The organism is Mannheimia bovis, from assembly GCF_014541205.1.
Taxonomy (GTDB): Bacteria; Pseudomonadota; Gammaproteobacteria; order Enterobacterales; family Pasteurellaceae; genus Mannheimia; species Mannheimia bovis.
In genome coordinates, this window is record NZ_CP061280.1 from 1509628 (window position 1) to 1533734 (window position 24107).

24 protein-coding genes and 1 pseudogene are annotated in these 24107 nt (G+C 38.3%); 17 read left to right on the forward strand and 8 right to left on the reverse strand.

Going from position 1 to position 24107, the window contains the following annotated elements; genetic code table 11:
- Window positions 1-11 precede the first annotated feature (11 nt).
- Window positions 12-674: an NAD(P)H-dependent oxidoreductase gene (locus ICJ55_RS07525; protein ID WP_188156245.1), complete on the reverse strand. Its 663-nt coding sequence runs from the start codon at window positions 672-674 to the stop codon at window positions 12-14.
- 226 nt (window positions 675-900) lie between these two features.
- Here ICJ55_RS07525 and pheS point away from each other — a divergent pair, with 226 nt between their 5' ends.
- From pheS to yciH, 12 genes and pseudogenes are all read left to right on the forward strand, one after another.
- A complete protein-coding gene (pheS, locus tag ICJ55_RS07530; protein WP_188156246.1) occupies window positions 901-1884 on the forward strand; it encodes a phenylalanine--tRNA ligase subunit alpha in 984 nt (327 codons plus the stop codon).
- 59 nt (window positions 1885-1943) lie between these two features.
- On the forward strand, window positions 1944-4331 hold the full coding sequence (pheT, locus tag ICJ55_RS07535) for a phenylalanine--tRNA ligase subunit beta (protein WP_188156247.1): 2388 nt from the start codon (window positions 1944-1946) through the stop codon (window positions 4329-4331).
- Between the two features lie 57 nt (window positions 4332-4388).
- Window positions 4389-4679 carry an integration host factor subunit alpha gene (locus ICJ55_RS07540; protein WP_188156248.1) on the forward strand — a complete coding sequence of 97 codons (291 nt, stop codon included), beginning with the start codon at window positions 4389-4391 and terminating at the stop codon, window positions 4677-4679.
- Between the two features lie 56 nt (window positions 4680-4735).
- Complete coding sequence (locus ICJ55_RS07545; RefSeq protein WP_188156249.1) at window positions 4736-5260, forward strand: NlpC/P60 family protein; 525 nt, start codon at window positions 4736-4738, stop codon at window positions 5258-5260.
- Window positions 5261-5281: 21 nt separating this feature from the next.
- On the forward strand, window positions 5282-6325 hold the full coding sequence (gene degS, locus ICJ55_RS07550; RefSeq protein WP_188156250.1) for an outer membrane-stress sensor serine endopeptidase DegS: 1044 nt from the start codon (window positions 5282-5284) through the stop codon (window positions 6323-6325).
- A gap of 8 nt (window positions 6326-6333) precedes the next feature.
- On the forward strand, window positions 6334-7011 hold the full coding sequence (cmk, locus tag ICJ55_RS07555; RefSeq protein ID WP_188156251.1) for a (d)CMP kinase: 678 nt from the start codon (window positions 6334-6336) through the stop codon (window positions 7009-7011).
- 95 nt (window positions 7012-7106) lie between these two features.
- Entirely contained in the window at window positions 7107-8750 is a 1644-nt protein-coding gene (gene rpsA / locus ICJ55_RS07560; RefSeq protein WP_188156252.1) for a 30S ribosomal protein S1, read from the forward strand.
- A gap of 126 nt (window positions 8751-8876) precedes the next feature.
- A complete protein-coding gene (locus ICJ55_RS07565) occupies window positions 8877-9158 on the forward strand; it encodes an integration host factor subunit beta (protein WP_188156253.1) in 282 nt (93 codons plus the stop codon).
- Window positions 9159-9197: 39 nt separating this feature from the next.
- Entirely contained in the window at window positions 9198-9485 is a 288-nt protein-coding gene (locus ICJ55_RS07570; protein ID WP_188156254.1) for a LapA family protein, read from the forward strand.
- The gene (lapB, locus tag ICJ55_RS07575; protein WP_188156255.1) at window positions 9486-10679 is read left to right on the forward strand and encodes a lipopolysaccharide assembly protein LapB; all 1194 of its coding nucleotides are present in this window, start codon (window positions 9486-9488) and stop codon (window positions 10677-10679) included. It abuts the gene before it with no gap.
- Between the two features lie 21 nt (window positions 10680-10700).
- A complete protein-coding gene (pyrF, locus tag ICJ55_RS07580) occupies window positions 10701-11396 on the forward strand; it encodes an orotidine-5'-phosphate decarboxylase (protein ID WP_188156256.1) in 696 nt (231 codons plus the stop codon).
- 67 nt (window positions 11397-11463) lie between these two features.
- Window positions 11464-11774, forward strand: a pseudogene (gene yciH, locus ICJ55_RS07585) (stress response translation initiation inhibitor YciH).
- A gap of 40 nt (window positions 11775-11814) precedes the next feature.
- Here yciH and ushA read toward each other — a convergent pair.
- Together ushA and ICJ55_RS07595 are read right to left on the reverse strand one after the other, a co-directional pair.
- Complete coding sequence (ushA, locus tag ICJ55_RS07590; RefSeq protein WP_188156257.1) at window positions 11815-13458, reverse strand: bifunctional UDP-sugar hydrolase/5'-nucleotidase UshA; 1644 nt, start codon at window positions 13456-13458, stop codon at window positions 11815-11817.
- A gap of 37 nt (window positions 13459-13495) precedes the next feature.
- On the reverse strand, window positions 13496-13858 hold the full coding sequence (locus ICJ55_RS07595) for a diacylglycerol kinase (protein ID WP_188156258.1): 363 nt from the start codon (window positions 13856-13858) through the stop codon (window positions 13496-13498).
- A 254-nt stretch (window positions 13859-14112) separates the two neighbouring features.
- Here ICJ55_RS07595 and sstT point away from each other — a divergent pair, with 254 nt between their 5' ends.
- Both sstT and ICJ55_RS07605 read left to right on the forward strand, forming a co-directional pair.
- Entirely contained in the window at window positions 14113-15327 is a 1215-nt protein-coding gene (gene sstT, locus ICJ55_RS07600) for a serine/threonine transporter SstT (protein ID WP_188156259.1), read from the forward strand.
- 142 nt (window positions 15328-15469) lie between these two features.
- Complete coding sequence (locus ICJ55_RS07605) at window positions 15470-17749, forward strand: DNA internalization-related competence protein ComEC/Rec2 (RefSeq protein ID WP_188156260.1); 2280 nt, start codon at window positions 15470-15472, stop codon at window positions 17747-17749.
- A gap of 23 nt (window positions 17750-17772) precedes the next feature.
- On the opposite strand, the gene queA is transcribed toward ICJ55_RS07605, so the two are convergent.
- The 4 genes from queA to purE all read right to left on the reverse strand — a co-directional run bounded on the left by queA (window position 17773) and on the right by purE (window position 21554).
- Window positions 17773-18858: a tRNA preQ1(34) S-adenosylmethionine ribosyltransferase-isomerase QueA gene (gene queA / locus ICJ55_RS07610; protein ID WP_188156261.1), complete on the reverse strand. Its 1086-nt coding sequence runs from the start codon at window positions 18856-18858 to the stop codon at window positions 17773-17775.
- Between the two features lie 116 nt (window positions 18859-18974).
- The gene (gene purK, locus ICJ55_RS07615; RefSeq protein WP_188156262.1) at window positions 18975-20063 is read right to left on the reverse strand and encodes a 5-(carboxyamino)imidazole ribonucleotide synthase; all 1089 of its coding nucleotides are present in this window, start codon (window positions 20061-20063) and stop codon (window positions 18975-18977) included.
- A 15-nt stretch (window positions 20064-20078) separates the two neighbouring features.
- Window positions 20079-21044 (reverse strand): asparaginase, encoded by a 966-nt coding sequence (locus ICJ55_RS07620; protein ID WP_188156263.1) that lies wholly within the window; start codon window positions 21042-21044, stop codon window positions 20079-20081.
- Between the two features lie 12 nt (window positions 21045-21056).
- The gene (gene purE / locus ICJ55_RS07625) at window positions 21057-21554 is read right to left on the reverse strand and encodes a 5-(carboxyamino)imidazole ribonucleotide mutase (RefSeq protein WP_188156264.1); all 498 of its coding nucleotides are present in this window, start codon (window positions 21552-21554) and stop codon (window positions 21057-21059) included.
- A 174-nt stretch (window positions 21555-21728) separates the two neighbouring features.
- On the opposite strand from purE, the gene ICJ55_RS07630 reads away from it, so the two are divergent.
- Window positions 21729-22373 (forward strand): glutathione S-transferase N-terminal domain-containing protein, encoded by a 645-nt coding sequence (locus ICJ55_RS07630; RefSeq protein ID WP_188156265.1) that lies wholly within the window; start codon window positions 21729-21731, stop codon window positions 22371-22373.
- Entirely contained in the window at window positions 22373-22777 is a 405-nt protein-coding gene (locus tag ICJ55_RS07635) for a ClpXP protease specificity-enhancing factor (protein ID WP_188156266.1), read from the forward strand. The genes ICJ55_RS07630 and ICJ55_RS07635 overlap by 1 nt, the downstream gene beginning before the upstream one ends.
- A gap of 55 nt (window positions 22778-22832) precedes the next feature.
- On the opposite strand, the gene efp is transcribed toward ICJ55_RS07635, so the two are convergent.
- Window positions 22833-23399: an elongation factor P gene (gene efp / locus ICJ55_RS07640; protein WP_188156267.1), complete on the reverse strand. Its 567-nt coding sequence runs from the start codon at window positions 23397-23399 to the stop codon at window positions 22833-22835.
- A 167-nt stretch (window positions 23400-23566) separates the two neighbouring features.
- Between efp and ICJ55_RS07645 the strand changes: the two genes are divergently transcribed.
- Window positions 23567-24100, forward strand: a complete 534-nt coding sequence (locus ICJ55_RS07645) for a Cj0371 family chemotaxis-regulating polar lipoprotein (protein ID WP_188156268.1) — start codon at window positions 23567-23569, stop codon at window positions 24098-24100.
- The last annotated feature ends 7 nt before the right edge of the window (window positions 24101-24107 follow it).

Consider the following 24107-nt stretch of genomic DNA (forward strand, 5'->3'; position numbering starts at 1 on the left):
TTCAGTATGAATTACTCAATCCACTCAATGACTTCTTCTGTTGGTTTTCGTGATTTTTTCTTAATATCTTTGTTGCGGTAGCCAAAAGTTACCATACACGAAATACCATATTCATTAAGATCAAATAAGCCTTCATCAGCTAAAATCTGATTTACTTTATCATAATGAAAACCTTCAATCGGGCAAGAATCAATACCGATTAAAGCCGCACCGGTCATCATATTGCCTAATGCGATATAGGTTTGTTTAGTACTCCAATCAAATAACGTTCTTTCGCTTTCTAAAATTTTCATATCTTCTTCTTGGAAACTTTTATAGCGAGCGATAGATCCTTCAATTTGCTCATCGGTTAAACCACGTTTGATAAGCGAATCTCTTAAATATTGTGAGTCATAGCGAACGTTTTTCTTAGCAAGAATAATCACTAAATGGCTCATTTCTTCCATCGGGTGCTTAATTCCCCAAGAGATAGGGGCAATTTTGCTACGGATTTCAGGATTTTGCAGCACTAAAAATTTCCAAGGTTCAGAACCTACCGAACTTGGTGAAAGACGACCGAGTTCTAAAATGTAATCCATATCCTCTTTGCTGATTTTGCGGACAGGATCATAACTACGGCAAGCAGCACGGAAATTAAAAGCCTCTAAAACTTGTTGTTTACTAATATTGAACATCGTTTTTTCCTTTGTTAGCTTAAAAATTTCACTCATAATAACGCTTTTAACAACTAAAGCCAATTTCATTGCTAAATACTTGCAAAAAAATGCAGAAATATGACCGCTTGTACTAAAATCCTTTACCTTAAAAATCAACAATTTAGCGAAACGTTACATTTACTTTTTTTTAGTAAAGTATTATCATTCCATCAATTTTAAATCATCAAAATTATTAGAGGATAGAATGCACAACTTAGAGAGTTTAGTTGCACAGGCAGTTGAGGCAGTAAATGCCGCAAACGATGTTGCCGCATTAGAAGCAGTGAAAGTAGAATATTTTGGTAAAAAAGGTCATTTTACCGCCTTAATGCAAGGCTTGCGTGATGTACCGGCGGAAGAACGTCCGGCAGTAGGTCAAAAAATTAATGATGCCAAACAAATTGCTCAAGATGCGTTAAATGCGAAGAAAGAGAGCTTAGAAACTGCCGAATTAAATGCTAAATTAGCCAATGAAAGTATTGATGTGTCATTGCCGGGGCGTAAAACAGAATTAGGCGGCTTACACCCTGTATCTATCACGATTGAACGTGTAGTGAAATTCTTCTCTGAATTAGGTTTTACGGTGGCAAACGGTCCAGAAATCGAAACCGATTACTATAACTTTGATGCGTTAAATATTCCTGCTCATCACCCTGCTCGTGCCGATCACGATACGTTCTGGTTTGATGCAAAACGTTTACTCAGAACCCAAACTTCCGGCGTGCAAATTCGTACGATGGAAACTGTAAAACCACCAATCCGCATTGTAGCTCCAGGGCGTGTATATCGTAACGATTACGACCAAACTCATACACCAATGTTCCACCAAATCGAATTACTTTATGTGGATAAAAAAGCAAACTTTACTGAATTAAAAGGCTTAATTCACGATTTCTTAAAAGCGTTCTTTGAAGAAGATTTACAAGTGCGTTTCCGCCCATCGTTCTTCCCATTCACCGAGCCTTCAGCAGAAGTAGACGTAATGCGTCAAAACGGCAAATGGTTAGAAGTATTAGGCTGCGGAATGGTTCACCCGAACGTGTTGCGTAACGTGGGTATCGATCCTGAAGAATACAGCGGTTTTGCGGTCGGTATGGGCGTTGAGCGTTTAACTATGCTGCGATACAATGTCACGGATTTACGCTCATTCTTTGAAAACGACTTACGTTTCTTAAAACAATTTAAGTAATTCGCTCACAACAAGCGGTCAAAAAGAACAAAAATTTTGCAAATTAAAGGATATAAATAATGAAATTCAATGAATCTTGGTTGCGTGAATGGGTTAATCCAGCCATTACGACAGAGCAATTATGCGACCAAATTACAATGTTAGGTTTAGAAGTTGATGATGTAGAGCCGGTAGCAGGTGCATTTTCAGGCGTGGTTGTGGGCGAAGTGGTAGAGTGTGCCCAACACCCGGATGCCGATAAATTACGTGTAACTAAAGTAAATGTAGGCAGCGAGCGTTTATTAGATATCGTCTGCGGTGCTCCAAATTGCCGTCAGGGCTTGAAAGTGGCGTGTGCAGTGGATGGTGCGGTTTTACCGGGCGATTTCAAAATCAAGAAAACCAAATTGCGTGGTCAGCCGTCAGAAGGAATGTTATGTTCTTACTCAGAGCTAGGTATTAAAGAAGATCATAGCGGTATTATTGAACTACCAGCTGATGCACCAATTGGTCAAGATTTCCGTGAATATTTGAATTTAAACGATGTAGCGATTGAAATCAGCTTAACGCCAAACCGTGCCGATTGCTTAAGCATTTCAGGTATCGCTCGTGAAGTGGGTGTGATTAACCAAATTGATGTGAAAGCACCGGTAATTACTCCTGTGGCAGCGACTATTGCCAATAAAGTAGCGGTGGAATTACAAGCCCCTGAAGCTTGCCCTCGTTATTTATCCCGTGTGGTGAAAAATGTGAATGTGAAAGCGGCTTCACCATTATGGTTACAAGAAAAATTACGCCGTTGCGGTATTCGTTCTATCGACCCAATCGTGGATATTACTAACCTAAGCTTATTAGAACTTGGTCAGCCGATGCATGCTTTTGATGCGGCAAAAATTAATGGCAACATTCAAGTGCGTATGGCGAAAGACGGTGAAGAACTCGTTTTATTAGACGGCACAACGGCTAAATTACAAGCTAATACGCTTGTGATTGCTGATAGCAAAGGTGCTTTGGCAATGGCGGGTATCTTTGGTGGCGAAGCCAGTGGTGTGAGTGAAAATACCAAAGATGTGGTCTTAGAAGCAGCATTTTTTGCACCATTAGCGATTACCGGTCGTGCTCGTCAATATGGTTTACATACCGATGCTTCTCACCGTTTTGAGCGTGGGGTTGATCCTGAATTAACACGCAAAGCAATGGAGCGTGCAACCGCATTATTATTAGAGATTTGTGGCGGTGAAGCGGGTGAGATTGTGGAAGCTGTGAGCGAGGAAAATCTACCAAAACGTAATACTGTCACGCTACGTCGCAGTAAATTAGATGCTGTTATTGGACATCATATTGAAGATGCAGCCGTAACGGATATTTTAACCCGTTTAGGCTTAAAAGTGACTTTTGCGAATGACACTTGGACTGCAGTTGCCCCAAGCTGGCGTTTCGATATTGAAATTGAAGAAGATTTAATCGAAGAAGTGGCTCGTATCTACGGCTACAACAGCATTCCAAATAATTCTCCACTTGCGCATTTAACGATGAAAGGTACGCCGGAAAAATTATTGGAAGCAAACCGTATCCGTATGGCGTTGGTGGATAGTGATTACCAAGAAGTGATTACTTATAGCTTTGTAGATCCGAAAAAACAGGAACTATTACATCCAAACCAAGAGGCGTTAATTTTACCTAACCCTATTTCAAGTGAAATGTCGGCGATGCGTGTTTCACTATTAACAGGCTTGTTAGACACTATCGTTTATAACCAAAGCCGTCAGCAAAACCGTGTGCGTATTTTTGAAGGTGGTTTACGTTTTATTCCTGACAGTAATGCGGAATCCGGTGTTCGCCAAGAATATGTGTTTGGTGCAGCTATTGTTGGCGATAAACGCCCTGTGCATTGGGAAGCTAAAAACGAAGCGGCTGATTTCTTTGATTTGAAAGGCGATATCGAACGTGTACTTTCATTAACTGCGGTTCGCCACGATTTACAATTTGTGCCAAAACAGTTTGCAGCCTTACACCCAGGGCAATCAGCTGCGATTATGTTAGACGGTAAAGAGATTGGTTTCATCGGTACGGTTCATCCTTCAATCGTGCAGAAACTTGGTATTAAAGGTAAACCAATTGTATGTGAAATTCTAGCGTCTGCGATTGCGGAACGCCCTGTTGCACAAGCGGGTGAAATTTCCCGATTCCCTGCAAATAACCGTGATATTGCGGTCGTGGTTGATGAATCTGTGCCAGCAGGTGAAGTATTAGACATCTGTCGTCAAGCGGCAGGCAGTAAATTAGTGGCATTAAACTTGTTTGATGTTTATCGTGGTACAAATTTAGCCGAAGGTAAGAAAAGTTTAGCGATTAGTTTAACTGTTCAAGATAAAGAAAAAACATTAGAAGAAAGTGAAATTAATGCTGTCATTCAAGTAGTTTTAGATGAATTGGCAACACGTTTCAATGCGGTACTTCGTGATTAATTATCAAATAAAATATGGCTGATGTTATATCAGCCATAAAATAAAAAAGGATCAATTATGGCACTTACCAAGATTGAAATTGCAGAAAACCTAATTGAAAAATTAGATTTAGAAAAGCGTGCGGCTAAGAAATTTGTAGAATTATTTTTTGAAGAAATTCGAGTATCTCTCGAGAATGGTAAAGAAGTAAAATTATCAGGTTTTGGTAATTTTTCACTTCGAGAGAAAAAAGCAAGACCCGGTCGTAACCCTAAAACAGGCGAAAATGTAGCAGTATCTGCTCGTAGAGTGGTGAGCTTTAAAGCCAGTCAAAAATTGCGTGAGCGTATTGAGCAGGCAAATATTTAAGCACAATAAGGTTATCTTATCATAGATAATGCGGGTGCTCAGAAAAGGGGTATCAAATGAAATTAGTAAAAAAATGGCTATCATTAGGATTTGTATTTGCAAGTGCAATAGTATTGTCAGCTTGTTCTAGCTCGGATAGATCTGTTTCTAAGGCACAGGCAAGAAGTAAAATATATCATTCCGCCTATCACGCAGATTTATCTGATCCTATTATGGCAATTAGTCGTTTGAGTGAACAACAACACGAATGGAAAGGAACTCGCTATCGTTTAGGCGGTAATAGTAAGTCTGGGATTGATTGTTCCGGTTTTATGCAAGTTACCTTTAGAGACTTATTCGGGATTAGTCTACCAAGAACAACTAAAGAGCAAGCCAAAGAAGGGGAGCGTATCTCCAAACGAGAATTGAGAACTGGGGATTTAGTTTTCTTTAATACAGGGAGAGGTCCAAATGGTAAACATGTTGGTGTTTATGTTAAAAACGGACAATTCTTGCACGCTTCAACAAAAGGTGGCGTGATTTATTCCGATATGGATTCGCCTTATTGGTCAAAAGCTTTTTGGCAGGCTCGTCGTTTATAATTAAATTTTAGGGAGCTCATAATGCTAAAAAAAATTGGACAAGCGGTCATTTTTGGACTTTTTTGTGCATTTTTAATTTTGTTTGTTGCTCCGTTATTTCAATATAAAGGTAATGGATTCTCCTTTTTAGCATTAAATCAGAGAGAAATTGCAAGTTACAATCAAGCTGTAAGAATTGCATCGCCAGCAGTAGTAAATGTATATAACCGAAATTTTAGTGCTGAAAATTCAGCATTTGAAGTCAAAAATTTAGGCTCTGGCGTGATTATGAGTAATGATGGTTATATTTTAACGAATAAGCACGTTATTGATGATGCTGATCAAATAGTTATTGCTTTACAAAGCGGTTTAATTTCAACAGACGTAAAATTAGTCGGTGCGGATTCTCTTACTGATCTAGCCGTACTCAAAATAGAGGCTGAAAATCTACCGACAATACCACAAAATCCCGAGCGAAAAATTGAAGTGGGAGATGTGGTTTTAGCCATCGGTAATCCGTTAAATCTAGGTCAGAGTATTACGCAAGGTATAGTGAGTGCTATCGGGAGAAATACCCTAACAGAAAGTGGGCGACAAAATTTTATCCAGACAGATGTATCTATCAATCAAGGTAATTCAGGTGGTGCATTAATTAATAGTGTAGGAGAGCTTATTGGTATTAATACTCTACGTTTAGGTAAAAATACCAATGAATTATCTGAAGGATTGAATTTTGCTATTCCAATTAATCTGGCTGATCAAATTATGCAAAAAATTATTCGAGATGGTCGTGTAATTAGAGGATATTTCGGCGTCAGTACAGATTTATTTGATACAGCTAAAATGCAGGGCTATGAAAAGGGTGTAATTATTGGTGATGTAAGTGAAAATGGTCCGGCGGCTAAAGCAGGTATTCAAGCCGGGGATTTGATTCTTAAAATCGGCAACGTTGAAGCATTATCACCTTCACAAATGATGGAGGCGTTAGCTGAAATGCAACCATACTCCACAGTTCGTGTGGTTGTTCAACGCGGTAGTCAATTATTAAATTTTGATGTAACGATTACTGAGTTACAAGCACAATAGGGTAAAGAATGGAAAAAATAGTTATTACAGTTGATGGACCTAGTGGTGCTGGGAAAGGTACACTATGCCACGTTTTAGCAGAAAAACTAGGCTTTGATTTCTTGGATTCTGGGGCGTTATATCGAATTACTGCTTTGAGTGCAGTAAAAAAAGATATTGCATTGGATGATGATGAAAAACTAGCGGAACTAGGGCGTAATTTAAATATCCAATTTGTGCCTGTAAATGGTGAAATTAATGTAATTTTAGACGGTGAGAATGTTGGTGACCAAATTCGTACTGCACAAGCAGGTCAAAATGCCTCAAAAGTTGCAGCTTTCCCTAAAGTGAGAGAGGCATTATTAGAACGTCAAAGAGCATTTAGCACGGAAAAAGGATTAATTGCTGATGGACGAGATATGGGGACAGTTGTATTCCCAAATGCTAAAATTAAGCTCTTTTTAGATGCAAGTGCAGAAGAACGTGCAAAAAGACGTGTAAAACAGTTGCAAGAAAAGGGATTTAATGCTAACTTTGACGAGATTTTAGCCGAGATAAAAGAGCGTGATTTTCGAGATAGAAATCGAGCTGTTGCTCCGCTTGTTCCGGCTAAAGATGCGTTAATTTTAGATTCTACGCATTTATCTATTGAAGATGTGATCCAACAAGCGTTGAAGCATATTGGTCAATATAATATTAAATATTAGTTTTTGTCTGCCTTACATAGGAATTGTTTGGCTTTTATTACTAACCCCGTTTAACAAGATGTTAGATGGATGTTTATTTTTAAAGAAGATTTATTATGTCAGAATTATCGTTTGCTCAACTACTTGAAGAATCATTTGCAGCTACACCACGTTTAGGTGATGTTGTTAAAGGTACTGTTGTTGCTATCCAAAAAGGTTTAGTGATTGTTGATACAGGTTTCAAATCTGAATCAGCTATCGATGCATCAGAATTTACTAACGCACAAGGTGAGTTAGAAGTTCAAGTTGGTGATGAGGTAGATGTAGTACTTAAAGCTGTGGAAGATGGCTTCGGTGCAACAGTTGTTTCTCGTGGTGATGCAAAACGTAACGAAGCTTGGATTGCTTTAGAGAAAGCATTCGAAGAGCAAGCTACTGTTATCGGTTTCGTAAATGGTAAAGTAAAAGGCGGTTTCACTGTTGAATTAAATGGTGTACGTGCGTTCTTACCAGGTTCATTAGTTGATACTCGTCCGGTTCGTGATTCTTTAAACTTAGAAGGTAAAGAGTACGAATTCAAAGTAATCAAATTAGACCAAAAACGTAACAACGTAGTGGTTTCTCGTCGTGCTGTAATCGAAACAGAAAGCAACCAAGATCGTGATGCTGTATTAGCGAACTTAGTTGAAGGTTCAGAAGTTAAAGGTACAGTTAAAAACTTAACCGACTACGGTGCATTCGTAGATTTAGGTGGTGTTGACGGTTTATTACATATCACAGATATGGCATGGAAACGTGTTAAACACCCAAGCGAAGTGGTTAATGTTGGTGACGAAGTTACTGTTAAAGTATTAAAATTCGACAAAGATAAAACCCGTGTATCATTAGGCTTAAAACAATTAGGTCAAGATCCTTGGGCGGTAATCGCTGAAAACCACCCAGTAAACAGCAAATTAAGCGGTAAAGTAACTAACTTAACTGACTATGGCTGTTTCGTTGAAATTTTAGACGGTGTTGAAGGTTTAGTTCACGTTTCAGAAATGGACTGGACAAACAAAAACATCCACCCATCTAAAGTAGTTAATGTTGGTGATGTGGTTGAAGTAATGGTACTTGAAGTTGATGAAGAGCGTCGTCGTATCTCATTAGGTTTAAAACAATGTAAAGCAAACCCTTGGGAACAATTCGCTGCAACGCATAACAAAAACGATAAAGTATCAGGTAAAATCAAATCAATTACTGATTTCGGTATCTTCATCGGTTTAGAAGGCGGTATTGACGGTTTAGTTCACTTATCTGACATTTCTTGGAATGTTTCAGGTGAAGAAGCAGTTCGTAACTACAAAAAAGGTGACGAAGTTGAAGCTGTAGTTCTACAAGTTGATGCAGTGAAAGAGCGTATCTCTTTAGGTATCAAACAATTAGAATCTGATCCGTTCACAAACTTTGTTGATGGTGCGAAAAAAGGCGAAATCGTTTCTGCGACAGTAGTAGAAGTTGATGCTAAAGGTGCTAAAGTTGAATTAGCAGGTGGCGTTGAAGGCTATATCCGTGCAGCAGATTTAAACGGTGAAGTTGCTGTAAACGATACTGTTGAAGCAAAATACACCGGTGTAGATCGTAAATCACGTATCGTTCACTTATCTGTTCGTGCAAAAGACCAAGCTGAAGAGTCTGCGGCACTTGCTCAAGTGAACAAAGAAGAAGTTGCAGTACCTAACGCGTTTGCTGAAGCTTTCAAAGCTGCTAAAGGTGAATAATTAGGTTTAATTGATAATAAATGGGTATGTTTTCAACATACCCATTTAAACTTGATGACCATTTTAAATAGTTATTTATAAAGAGTGATTATTTAAAATTGTTATGATGATTTTGATGAGGATGATATGACCAAATCTGAATTGATTGAGAGTTTGATTGCTAAAAATCCACATTTACAGACTAAAACCGTAGAAAATTGTGTAAAAGAGATTTTAGAGCATTTGACACTGACAATGGAAAAAAATAAAAGGATTGAGATAAGAGGCTTTGGTAGTTTTTCATTACATTATCGTCAGCCTCGTATAGGACGCAATCCTAAAACAGGGGATAGCGTATCATTATCTGGAAAATATGTTCCTCATTTTAAAGCTGGTAAAGATTTAAAAGAACGGGTGGACTTAATTTAAGTCTCACTCCTTGGAAACTTATGTAGTAAGGGAGATTGTATGATTAAGTATATTTTAGGAATTTTAATTGTTATTGCAGTAATTATTGTTGCAATTACAATTGGGGCAAATAATGATCAACTTATTACTTTCAATTATATTATTGCACAAAGTGAATTACGCCTATCAACCTTAGTAGCAATTTTATTTGGATTAGGGTTAATTTTAGGCTGGTTAGTAACAGGTATTTTTTACTTGAAAGTTAAAGTGCAAAATATCGCATTAAATCGTCGTGTAAAACGTCAAGCTCAACAGATAACTGAATTAACCACGCCAAAGGTTGAATAAATGCTTGAATTATTGTTCCTTTTATTGCCTATTGCTGCATTATACGGTTGGTATATGGGGCAGCGTAGTGCAAAAAAGGACCAAGAAACTGTTAATAATAAGTTTTCCCGTGAATATGTTACAGGATTGAACTTTCTTTTATCTAATCAACAGGAAAAGGCGGTTGATCTTTTCCTTTCTATGCTACAAAAGCAAGAATCTGAAAATCAAATTTCTACTGAATCCCAATTTGAAGCTGAATTAACCTTAGGTAATCTGTTTCGCTCAAGGGGGGAGGTAGATAGAGCCTTGCGTATTCATCAAGCCTTAGAAAATAATCCTGATTACTCATTTGAACAGAAATTATTAGCTAAACAACAGTTGGCTAAAGATTTTATGGCTGCAGGTTTTTATGATCGGGCAGAAAATTACTATATCTCATTAGTTGATGAACCTGAATTTGCTAAGCATTCATTATCTCAACTTACAGTGATTTATCAAAAGACACGAGAGTGGAAGAAAGCAATTAATGCTTCTGAAAAGTTATTAAAAATTTCGCCTGAAACAGATAAAATTCCGCTATCTCATTTTTACTGCGAATATGCACAAGCGGTTAAATTTGAAGATAAAATTGCATTTTTAGAAGCATTAAACAAAGCCTTAGATTATTATCCTCAATCCACAAGAGCTTCAATAATGCTGGGGGATTTCTATTTAGAACAGGAAGAGTTTATTAAAGCATTAGGTTATTTTGAGCAAATTTTACAGCAAGATCCCGATTATATTAGTGAAGTAATTGGACGAGTGAAACAGTGCTATGTCGCACTAAATGATCATAATGGCTATGAATTGTTCCTAATTAAAGCTAATCAAGTAAAGCATAATAGTAGTGTAGATATTGCATTAACCGAATTTATTGAAGAAAAAGACGGTATTAATGCAGCACATTCTAAATTATACCAACAATTAAGTGCTTATCCGAGTTTGATTACGTTCCATCGTTTTATTCGCTATCAAGCAGATTTTGCGGAAGAAGGAAATGGTAAAGAGAGCTTGGTACTATTGCATAATATGGTAGGTAACCAAATAAAAAGAGGCTTTCAATATCGCTGCTTAAATTGTGGTTATCAAAGTTACCGCTTAATGTGGCAATGCCCATCTTGTAATCAATGGGAAAAAATTAAACCGGTACAGAGTATCGATGGTCTTATCTAATAGAAAATTAAGGAGTTCAGTATGAACAATAAAGTCATTGTTGCTTTAGATTATGAAACGGAACGTGAAGCATTGGAATTTGTGGACTTAGTTGATCCATCACTTTGTCGTTTAAAAGTAGGCAAAGAGATGTTTACAACATTAGGCACAAATTTTTTGAAACAATTACACGACCGTAAATTTGATGTATTCCTTGATTTAAAATATCACGATATTCCAAATACCGTTGCCCGTGCAGTACGCTCAGCGGCTGATTTAGGTGTATGGATGGTAGATTTACACGCATCCGGTGGTTTAAAAATGATGGAAGATGCGAAAAAAATCTTAGAGCCTTACGGCAAAGATGCTCCATTGTTGATTGCAGTTACGGTTTTAACCAGTATGGAAGACTTAGATTTATTGCAAATCGGCATTAATGCTTCGCCAATGGAACAGGTAATTCGTTTAGCTCATTTAGCACAACGTGCCGGTTTAGACGGTGTGGTATGTTCTCCGCAAGAGGTGGAAGTATTACGTACACATTGCGGTAATGATTTCAAATTAATCACTCCGGGTATTCGACCGGAAGGCAGTGATTTTGCCGATCAACGACGTGTAATGACGCCAAAACAGGCAATAGAAACGGGCTCAGATTTCTTAGTGATTGGTCGTCCAATTACCCAAGCTGCAGATCCATTAGCAGTACTCAAATCAATAAATCAATCCATTAATAGTTAATCAATAAGGCGGAATTATCCGCCTTTTTAAATGATACAAGCGGTCGTATTTAAGGAAAAATTTACCAATGGCATTAGTTTATTCAACAGAAACCGGTAGAATAAAGCCGGAAATTATTCAAGAAGAACGCCCGAAAGGCGATGGGATTGTACGTATTCAACGTCAAACCAGTGGGCAAAAGGAAAAGGAGTTTGTGTTATTACCGGGCTTGATTTAGATGATAAAGCACTTAACTCACTCGCTTCAGAGCTGAAGCGTAAGTTAGGTTGTGGCGGTTCATTTAAAGAGGGAGTTATTGAGATTCAGGGCGATAACCGTGAACTCATTAAGCAAATTTTAGAAAGTAAAGGCTTTAAAGTAAAATTGTCTGGTGGCTAAAAAATGGGGAAATCATTTTGATTTCCCCATTTGTATTTAATTATTTGAAAATAATGTCATTTTTCGGATCGTATTTGTCCGCTTCAATCACTTTATTTTCTTCAAAGAATTTTTTCAGCATTTCCGCATCAATAAAGCCTGTATTCACATAAGTTGGGTGTTTTTTCAGTAATGGATAACCATCACCGCCTGCTGCGACGTAGTCAGGTAAAGAGACTTTATAGGTTTTGTTTTCATCAAATGCTTTGCCACCAATTTTTACATCAGAAATGGTTTTTGCATTACGATCAACCACCATTGAAATACCTGCAAATTGTGGGTATGCACCTGTATCAACATCTTTCAATGCGATAGCAGTAATGGTCTCTAACAACTCTTTGCCTTTTAAATCAACAGTTGCAATCATATTACCGAATGGTTGAACAGTCAGTAGGTTTTTATAGGTTACTTTTCCTTCTTCAATCGAAGTACGAATACCGCCCGAGTTCATAATACCGATGTCTGCTTTTACACGTTCCATTTGAGATTGTGCAATTAAACGCCCTAGATTAGTTTGATGGAAACGAATGTGTTCACGTTTACCGTCTAATAAGCCCTTAACACTACCTACTTCAATATTAAGTTTTTGATCGCCTTCATCTTGATATTTTTTGAGTAATTGATAAGTGGCTTCATCGGCTTTAATTTCAGGTTGGTAGAGTTGATATTCTTTTGTGCCATCTTCTTTTTTGATGGTTTTTTTCAAGTTTACAGGAATTAACTCATATTTTACTAAAGTTGTTTTGCCGTTCTTAAATTCAAAATCAGCTCGCCCTACAAATTTACCCCATTCGCCGGCTTGAACAATCCAAGAACCGTTTTGGAAATCCGGTTTACACTCTTCGCCCGGTGTGTATTTGGCTTTGAATTGACCTTTATCATCAATACACACGGTATCGTGAGTATGTCCGCCAATAATTAAATCAAAAGCCCCTTTATCTAACGTACGAGCCATTGTTACATCGCCCGGTGCATTAGTACCGTGTTTACCGTCAAAGTAATAGCCCATATGAGTTAGGGCAATACGCACATCCGGCTTTTCAGTTTTGTTAATTTCTGCAAGTGTTGTTTTCGCAGTTTCAATCGGGTTTTTAAAGACCGCATTTTCAGTTACATCAGGATTACCTAGTTTTGCTGTATCTTCTGTAGTTAATCCAACAACGGCAATTTTTAGACCGCCTCGTTCAAGCATAACGTAAGGTTTTACGATAGGCTTATCTGTTTTTTTATTAATAACGTTCGCAGAAATAAAAGGGAATTTTGCCCATTGTTCTTGCATAGAGAGCACTTGGAGAGGGAAGTCAAACTCGTGATTACCTAACACCATTGCATCATAACCAATCGCATTCATACCATCAATATCAGGACGAGCGTTTTGCATATCCGATTCAGGCACGCCTGTATTAACATCACCCGCATTTAATACGACGACTGAACCGCCTTTTCCTTCTACTTCTTTGCGAATACCATCAATTAATGTCTTTTGTGCCGCTAAGCCATATTCGCCTTTATCATTTTGCCAAAAATGACCGTGTAAGTCATTGGTATGTAGCACAGTAAAACGGTAAGTTTTATCTGTTTCATACGCCATTGCAGAGGCTGAGCCTAGAATAGCGAGAGAAAGTAATGTTTTCTTAAAGTTCATAGAAATACCTCAGTAAATATGAGTGTTAAAAAAGGCATTAAAAGAATAAAACCAATATCCAAGTAATTGCCAGTAAAATCATTGATAAAAACACAGCGGCTGAACCGAAATCTTTTGCTCTACCGGAGAGTTCGTGAAAGTCTGAACCAATGCGATCAACAACGGCTTCAACCGCACTATTGAGTAATTCAACAATTAATACTAGAAAAATTGTACCGATTAACAGTATTTTTTCAATATTTGTTTCACCTAGCATCAAGGCTAATGGAAATAGAATAATTGCACACCACAGTTCTTGGCGAAAAGCCGCTTCATTAATATAAGCAGCTTTTAAGCCTTTCATTGAATATTTTGTTGCGTTAATAACACGCTGAAAGTCAGCTTTATTTTTAGGTTTCATAAGTTGTTAGATTAAGTAAATAAGTTAAAACGTTATTGTACTGAAAGAAAAGTTATCTTTAAAGAAACTTAGTATGAATAAAATAAATTAATCTGAAAATAGAAAAATCCAACTTTCTGCAAAAAAATTTTAAAAAATGACCGCTTGTTTATTCCATATTGTCTGATTTTCGGCTAATCTACGAACCTATTTTATTAGGTGGATAAATATTATTTATCCTTTTTTATTTTTTGTCTTACAGAAGTGAAATTCTTATGAGTAATTCATTATCTTCAAAAATTCTTGGCGGTAATTTAGTATTACGTATCGCCATTGGTTTAGTGCTAGGGGTATTACTGGCATTTATTAATAAAGATTGGGCGGTGAACGTTGGTGTACTAGGTCAATTTTTTGTGAAATCGCTCCGAGCTATCGCTCCTATTTTAGTATTTGTCTTAGTGTTATCTGCTATCGCAAATAAAGAAGTTGGTTCAGACAGCAAATTAAAACCGATTTTAGTGCTTTATGTATTAGGCACTTTCTTGGCGGCATTAACGGCAGTTATTTTAAGCTATATGTTCCCAACCACGTTAGAATTAACTGCTAGTCCAGACGGTTTAGCACCACCTGAAGGCATCGGTCAAATCTTAAAAACCGTGATTTTTAACTTAGTCGATAACCCACTGACTGCGTTAAGCAACGGTAACTTTATTGGTATTTTAGCTTGGTCGATCGGTTTAGGAATTGCATTCCGTCACGGTTCAGCAAGTTCAAAAGCATTTTTAAATGATTTATCAAATGCAGTCTCATTTGTAGTGAAAGTAGTTATTGCTTTTGCACCTATTGGTGTATTTGGCTTAGTGGCAGAAACAGTGGCTGTAAATGGTTTAGATGCGTTTGAAGGGTACGCTCGCTTATTATTGGTGTTAGTGGGAGCAATGTTGTTTGTTGCATTAGTCTTAAACCCATTATTAGTGTTCTGGAAAATCCGTCGTAACCCATATCCACTGACATTCACTTGCTTACGTGAAAGCGGTGTAACGGCATTCTTTACCCGCAGTTCTGCAGCAAACATTCCCGTCAATTTGAACCTAGCTAAGCGTTTAGGTATTCGAGATGAAATCGCATCAGTGGCAATTCCATTAGGTGCAACCATTAATATGGCGGGTGCAGCAATTACGGTTACCGTATTAACCCTTGCAGCTGCTTATACCCAAGGTATTCAGCCAGATTTCGCAACTGCATTATTATTAAGTGTGGTAGCCTCAATCTGTGCTTGCGGTGCTTCAGGTGTTGCGGGTGGTTCACTATTGTTAATTCCATTAGCTTGTAGCTTATTTAGTATTCCAAATGATATTGCCGCTCAAGTAATTGGTGTTGGCTTTGTGATTGGTGTGATTCAAGACTCGGTTGAAACTGCACTAAACTCATCAACAGACGTATTATTTACCGCTGCGGTAAGCTACGCTGAAGATCAAAAATCAGCATAATATATTTTATTTAAAGGCAGACTTTTTAGTCTGCCTTTCTTTTTACAGTTATTTTTGCGATCTGCGTCGAAAATTTACATATCTACTCTGAAAAAATTTCTCTTAAACGGCATACTCAGATTAAAAATTTAATCTGTTTGCTATGTTAGATCGTATTTGTATTGCCATTTTTCTATTTCATCTGCCTATTTTGTTTTTACCTAAAGATGGGTTATTAGGCGGCCTCGCTTTTGGCGGAATAATTTTGCTCTATGGCATTTATATTCGAGCTAAACACACTTTTGTGCTTGGTGTGATTATTTGTATGAGTTATTTTCACATTATCCAAGTTGCAAAAAATGCGGAAAATATAACCGCTAGTAAGCAGCTTATTCAGTTTAAAATCAGCAAAATTCTTAAGCAGACAGATTATCAAACAGCGATTGGCACACTCCAAACAGGCGAAAATATCTACCTGAATTGGCAAGCAGAGCAACCGTTATTACTTGGGCAATATTACCAAGCCGAACTTAATCTCCGTCCAATTTCAGCCCGTAGCAATATAGGTAATTTTGACCGCCAACGTTGGTATTTCGCCAATCACATCAATATGACGGCAACTGTTCGTCAAGTTGAGAAATTGGTACAAAGAGAAAACACCTTTCGAACCAATTGGCTGAGTAGTGTTAAAGCAGAAACAGAAACGCTACCTACTCAAGGCTTGTTATTAGCTCTGGCTTTCGGTGAGCGAGCGTGGTTAGAGCCCGAACAGTGGGAACTATTTCAACAAACTGCTACCGCTCATTTAATTGCCATTTCAGGATTGCATATCGGACTTGCGATGCTCTTTGGATTTTATATGGCGAAAAGTCTGCAATGGCTTTGTTTAAAAAGCAGACTAGAATGGTTACAAGCGGTCGGATTTTCACTTTATTTTGCAAGGGCAATCGGTTTTCTAACTGCGTTTGCTTATAGCTATTTAGCCGGTTTTGCAGTACCAACAGTAAGAGCCTTATTCGCCATTGCATTTGTGTTACTTTGCCAATGTTTAAGACGTCATTACACCGCTTGGCAATGTTGGTGGCGAATTGTGGCTTTATTGATCGTTCTTGAACCGCTCAGTTTACTGTCTGATAGTTTTTGGCTCTCTCTGTTAGCGGTAGTGAGCTTGATTTTATGGTATCAATTTTTCCCCTTAAGCTGCGTTATTTCTGATGAAATACGTAAAAAAATGACGAAATTTAACCGCTTGTGGTTATCGCTTTTGCATTTACAAATTGGGATTTGGTTGATTTTCTCACCTGTTCAACTCTACTTTTTTGAGGGTGTGTCTGCTTTTGCGTTACTCGCTAATTTGATTATTGTACCCCTTTACAGTTTTTTGCTTGTACCACTTATTTTATTCAGTTTATTAACCGACAATTTGTTTGCAACCTGGCAATTGGCGGATTATCTCGCTCAAGGTAGTTTATGGTTATTAGCTCCACTCTCTAATGCTTGGTTCACACTCAGCTATTGGCAGCAATGGCAGTTACTTTCGCTTAATCTATTGGTTCTATTATGCCTTTATTGCAAATTATATGGGCTGCCTTATAAAAAATGGCTAACTGCAATTGCATTATCAATATTGTTCAATTTGAGCTTTTATCTGTATAAATTGGCTACTCAAACTAAAGCGGAATGGATTATGTTTGATGTCGGGCAAGGCTTAGCAATGGCGTTGATTGATGAACAAAATAAAGCGGTAATTTACGATACGGGGTCAAGTTGGCAATCCGATGATGGCAAGATAAACTCAATGGCAAAGATCGAAATATTACCCTATTTAAAACGCAATGGCATTTCTGTGGAGGCAATTTTTCTCAGCCACGATGATAATGATCATTCAGGTGGTGTGATGGATTTACTCTCTGCTTATCCAAACGCTCGTCTTATTAGTTCAAGTAAAGTTCGTTACCATAATGTTGAGCCTGAACCTTGTATTCAAGGGAAATCGTGGCAGTTTGGTAAGTGGCATTTATCATCACATTATCCTGCTTATCGGGTAGAGCGAGCCAAAAATCACGACTCTTGCGTTATTTTAGTAGAAAATGACCGCTTGCAGATTTTACTTACCGGGGATTCTGGCATAGAACAAGAACGCCAATTTGCCCCCAATATTGGAAAAGTTCATTTCTTACAAGTAGGACATCACGGCAGTAAAAGTAGTACTAGTGAAACATTATTAGCCCTAACTGAACCACAATTTGCATTTATTTCTGCAGGGCGTTGGAATGCCTGGAAATTGCCAAATAAGCAGGTAGTCGGGCGATTAGAAAGAAAAGGAATTAAGGTGCTTAATACTGCCGAAGTTGGAATGGTAAGGGTAAAATTTTACGAGAATTTTTTTGACATAGAACAAGCCAGAAGTGAGTATTCTGCTTGGTATAAACAACAATATTAAGGGCTGAACCCAGCCCTTAAAAATTAAGGTATATCATTCAATGCATTCGGATTTTTATTGATAAACATTGCATCGCCATAGCTGAAAAAACGGTATTTTGCTTCAACGGCGTGGGCATAAGCATTCATCGTATTTCTGTAACCGGCAAAGGCGGAAACTAACATAATCAACGTAGATTCCGGCAAATGGAAGTTTGTTACTAACGCATCAACCACTTTGAATGTTTTTCCCGGGTAGAGGAAAATTGAAGTGTCGGAGAAGAACGGGGCAATCAGCTTTCCTTCACTCTCAGCTGCTTGAGCTGCACTCTCAATTGAACGCACAGAAGTTGTGCCAACGGCAATCACTCGTTTTCCTTTTGCTTTAGTGGCTAAAATTTTATCTACTACTTCTTGGCTCACTTCTGCATATTCTGCGTGCATTTTGTGGGCTTCGATGGTATCGACCCGTACAGGTTGGAATGTACCCGCTCCAACGTGTAGAGTTACAAAAGCAATATCCACGCCTTTTGCTTTTAATTTTTCCAGCATCGCATTATCAAAATGCAATCCCGCGGTTGGGGCAGCAACTGCACCTAACACTTTACTGTAAACAGTTTGGTAACGCTCTTGGTCTGCATCTTCATCGGGACGGTCGATATAAGGCGGTAAGGGCATATGACCGGCTTGTTGCAATAAATCAAACAATGGTTGTTGTTCACTAAATTGTAATTCAAATAGCGTATCGTGGCGGGCAACCATTGTGGCATTAAAGCCGTTCCCTTCACCTAATTTATCTTCACCAAAAATCAGTTCTGCACCTTCTTTTGGTGCTTTTGAGGCTTTAACGTGAGCTAAACAGCGATGTTCGTCTAACACTCGCTCGACTAAAGCTTCCACTTTGCCCCCACTAGGCTTACGACCATACAAACGTGCTGGGATCACACGCGTATTGTTAAAAATAAGCAGATCGCCCTCGTTAATATGGTTGTATAAATCGGTAAATTGCTGATCGGCAAATTCGCCTGTTTCACCGTTTAAATGCAACAAACGGCTTGCGGAACGTTCGGCAGTCGGGTAGTGAGCGATAAGTTCATCAGGTAAGTCAAAATGAAAGTCGGAAACTAGCACGGTTATTCTATCTCTTTAAAATTAAAATGGCGGAGATAATAGCATAAAAAAAGGCATAGGTCAGGAACCTATGCCATTTATAAAAGATTTGTAAAATTTTGCGTAAATTTAACCGCTTACTTTAATTTCCCAATCGCCCAATCTAGCCCTGAATTAAAATCTTCAGTTAAATTTGGGCGGAGTTGTTCGAGTAGATCAATCAGCACCTTTTTATCGGGGTAAGTAAGGTTAATATGTCCTACTTTTCTGTCTGCTCGAACCTCTTTTCCATACCAGTGAAGTTGGCTGAATGGCAGATTTAGCCATTGGTTAGAATGTTCGATGCCGATGAGGTTTACCATCACACTTGGGGCAATTTGTTGCAATTGCGGGGTTGGCAAATCAAGCAAGGCTCGCAAATGTAGCTCAAATTGGCTGATAGAGCAGCCGAGTTGCGTCCAATGTCCGCTGTTATGAACACGAGGGGCGAGTTCATTAATCAATAATTTATCGCCCACAACAAAACATTCCATTGCCATTACGCCGACATAATCCAACTCTTGCATTACCGCACCAAGCATTTGTTCGGCTTGTTGCTGGTAAATAGTTTGGTTAGGTAAATTTACATCAGATACCGAATAGCGGAGAATGCCGTTTTGTTGAAGGTTATGTGAAATCGGGTAGAAGCGTGTTGAGCCGTCACGGAATCTTGCCCCGACTACGGAAATTTCACCATCAAACGGAATAAATTTTTCTGCAATCACTTCACCGAATAAATCAGGCGTAATTTGGTTGATAGAGTCAGCAGTAACAATCCATTGTCCACGTCCATCATAGCCACCAGTACGGCGTTTTACGACGACTTTCTCGCCGATATTTTGGAAAATCTGTTGCCACTGTTCTGGACTTTCCAGTAATTGCCACGTTGAAGTCGCAAGATTGAGTTCATCAAGGAGTGATTTTTGCGTAAAACGATCGGCTAATCGCCCAAATACATTCAGGTTGACAAAATTTTTATGATTACCGAGTAATTGTGTTAAAGGCGTATCTGCCCAACGTTCAATTTCAGCGGTAATAATACTGTTTGGCTCAATATCAAATACAGGCGAGTCAAAGGCGAGTGGTTTCACTTCAATATCAAGCGGTGCACCAGCATAACGCAACATTCTGCCTAATTGACCATTGCCTAATACATAAACGGGAGGATAGATAGCACTTTTTTGCATAAAATTTTCTCTAATTTAGAAATAATCTGATAATGGTTTATCTAATTGCTGGTTAAGTAATACCATCAGTTTAATACGAGCTTTTTGTCCACTTAAACCTTTGGTAAAAATAATACCTTGTTGTTTAAGTTGTTTTCCGCCACCTACGTAATCATACACATCTTGGGTAATGCCGTTGAATGCACGGGAAACTATAACAACAGGAATATTCGCTTTCACTAAAGCAGTTACGCCATCAAGACAGCTTGGGGGTAAATTGCCTGCACCTAGTGCCTCAATCACTACGCCATCACAATGGCTTTCGGCTAGTTTCTCAAGTAAGAAACTGTCCATTCCTACATAGGCTTTGAGCAATTGAACATTTGTTTTAGTGAGCTGATTGATAGGAAAACGCTCGTAAGCGGTCAATTTTTGGAAAAAAATTACCGATTCTTTCGTGACCAAACCGCAAGGTCCGAATGTTGGCGTTTGGAATGTTGCAACGTTAGTAGTGTGGGTTTTGGTAACAAATTTGGCATTATGGATTTCATCATTCATTACTACCAAAACGCCCTTATCACGGCTTTCTTCATTTAAGGCAACTAAAATTGCACTTTGTAGATTGATTAAGCCATCAGCCCCTAATTCGTTACTTGAACGCATAGCCCCTGTAATTGCAATTGGTACATTTACATTTAAGGCTAAATCAAGGAAATAGGAGGTTTCTTCTAAGGTATCTGTGCCGTGAGTAATTACGATACCGTCCATATTTTCTTCGTTTACGGCTTTCTCTATCCGATTTTTTAACTGTTCCCAATGTTCAATATTGATATGTGGAGAGGGAATATTAAATAAGGATTCTTGTACTAATTTCGCAGGGTGATTTAAGCGTTCTAACGCACTTAGTAATGGATTTTCAGCAGAAGGGGAGACTTTACCATCTTCCCCTTCTTTCATTGAAATTGTGCCGCCTGTGTGGATAATTAATAATTTTTTAGACATCGGTAAACGTGGTTATTCAATACGTGGATCTGGGTTATCTAACACCATTCGAGTTTGTGTTTGGCGGAAGTGATGTAATTTTTCCGCAATTTCAGGGTTGAAAGCTGCTAAAATTTGTGCCGCTAATAAGCCCGCATTTGCCGCACCGGCAGGACCAATGGCGAGTGTGCCAACAGGAATGCCTTTCGGCATTTGTACGATAGAGTAAAGGCTATCGACACCACTTAACATTGAGCTTTTAACCGGTACACCTAGCACAGGTACAATAGTTTTAGCTGCAATCATACCGGGTAGGTGAGCTGCTCCGCCTGCACCGGCAATAATGACTTTGTAGCCGTTTGCTTGTGCATTTTCTGCAAAGGAAAAAAGTTTATCCGGTGTGCGATGAGCAGAGACTACTTCAACGTGATAGCTTAAACCAAATTGGTCTAGCATTTGAGTGGCTTCAGACATCGTAACCCAATCACTTTTTGAACCCATAACAATGGCAATTTCGGCTTTCTTCGACATTTTAAATCCTTATTCTGATAATGTAAAACGCCGTGATGATATCATATAAAGCAAACGTTTGCTTAGCTATTTAATATAATAAAGACAAATTTTAGGGCTATTATCTGCTGTTCAAAATATGATATAATCAACGACCAATTTTATTTTTTGTAACTTTAATCATCGGAGATATAAATGACGAGTAGTATAAATAAACGTTCAGTAATGACGCTTTTTTCGGATAAAAATGATATTTACAGCCATCAAGTGCGTATCGTATTAGCGGAAAAAGGTGTTCCTTATGAAATTGAGAACGTTATGCTAGGTAGTATTTCTGAAGATTTATTGGAATTGAACTCTTATGGCAATATTCCAACCTTAGTTGATCGTGAGTTGGTGTTATTTAACCCTCGTATCATTATGGAATATTTAGATGAGCGTTTTCCACATCCACCATTAATGCCTGTTTATCCTGTTTCTCGTGGTCAGTGCCGTTTGAATATCTATCGTATCGAACAAGATTGGTACGCTCAAATTGATTTAGTGAATAAAGATCCTGAATCAGCAGAAGGTAAAACAGCATTAGCACAACTCAAAGAAGATATTTTAGCGTTAGCACCTGTTTTTGCCGCTAAACCTTATTTTATGAGCGATGATTTCAGCCTGGTTGATTGCTATATCGCTCCATTATTATGGCGTATGCAATTATTAGGCGTGAAATTTACGGGTGCAACTGCAAAACCAATCAATACTTATATGACTAGGGTGTTCCAGCGTGATAGTTTTATTCAATCTGTTGGCGGTGAAGCTCCAAAGCATTTAATGGACGATAAAGATTAATGAAACCGTTAAGACCTTATCTTTATAACGCCTATTACAACTGGATTATTGATAACGATAACACGCCCTATTTATTGGTAAATGCAGAATATCCAGATGTTGATGTGCCTGTTGAATTTGTCAAAGAAGGGAAAATTATTTTAAATATTTCCTCACGTTCAATCGGACAATATGTGGCGACTGATGAATATATTGGTTTTAGTGCTCGTTTTCAGGGAATGTTAAGAGATATTCATATTCCTTTTGGTGCAATGGAAGCTATTTATGCTCAAGAAACAGGCGATGGCATTATGTTCCAAGAGGAAGAGTATTATTCTGTTGAGGCTTACCAAGCTAGAACAGGTGCTGAAAAAATGCAGAAACCAAAAGTGAAAAAGGCATCAACTTTAAAATTAGTGAAATAGAAATGATAAAGCCCTGTATCATAACAGGGCTTCATTTTTAGGTAGTGATAAAAACTTATTTCACACGAGAAACATATTCACCAGAGCGAGTATCTACTTTGATTACTTCGCCGATTTGTACGAATAACGGTACGCTCACAACTGCACCTGTGCTTAATGTTGCCGGTTTACCGCCTGTACCTGCAGTATCGCCTTTTAAGCCCGGGTCGGTTTCAACGATTTCTAATTCTACGAAGTTTGGTGGTGTTACTGCGATTGCAGAGCCGTTCCATAATGTAACGATACATTCAGCATTATCAACCAACCATTTTACGTTGTCGCCTAGTGCTTTTTCATCTACAGAGATTTGCTCGAAAGTTTCCGGGTGCATAAAGTACCAGAAATCGCCATCACTGTAAGAGTAGTTGTAGTTAGCATCAACAACATCAGCGGCTTCAACAGAAGTACCTGATTTGAAGTTGATCTCTAATACTTTACCGGAAATTAATTTACGGATTTTAGTACGAGTAAATGCTTGACCTTTACCCGGTTTTACGAATTCGTTTTCAACGATTACACAAGGTTCGCCATCTTGGATAAATTTTAAACCTTTTTTAAAGTCGTTAGTGCTGTAACTAGCCATTATTTCCTCAATTATTCAAAAAATAACAATAAATTAACACATTTTGAACCTAACCCTATTGGGTTTGTCAAAAAGAGCCATATAATAACCTAAATTCACAAAATTAGCGAAAGATCTCTAAAATTTTTTGCTATAATTTTTATAAACACTCTTAACAAGGAATACGAATGAAAAAATTAATTACCCTTTCTGCAGTTTTAGCGGTTTCTGTAGCAACAGTTGCGGAGGCAAAACGAGGCGGTGGTTTCCGTGCAAGTCCATCGAAAGCGGTAGCAACTAAGCCCGCAGCTAAGCAACAAACTCAACAACAAAGAGATGCGACTTTTGCCAATACGCCAAATAATGCCGCAACACAACAGCCAGCTCGTCAAGGTAGCACGATGGCAAACGTAGCAATGGGGGCTGCTGCAGGTTATATTTTAGGTGATATGATGTCATCAAATGCTCACGCAAATCAACCTACTGATGCAAATGCACAACAAGCGGTTAATTCTGCTCAAAATGTTGCAAATGGAGCTATTGCAGAATTTAAGAGCATTGGTGGTCAAATTGATCCATTCTTAGTTGAGAAAACGGATGGCTACCGCCGTTATTGTATTTCTGGCGTGCAATACTTAGTGGCTGCACAGGGCTCACAAGCCTCGCCTGTTGTAATGGTTAATCCAAACGGCACACCATTACAATGTAACTTAATTCCTTAATTATTAG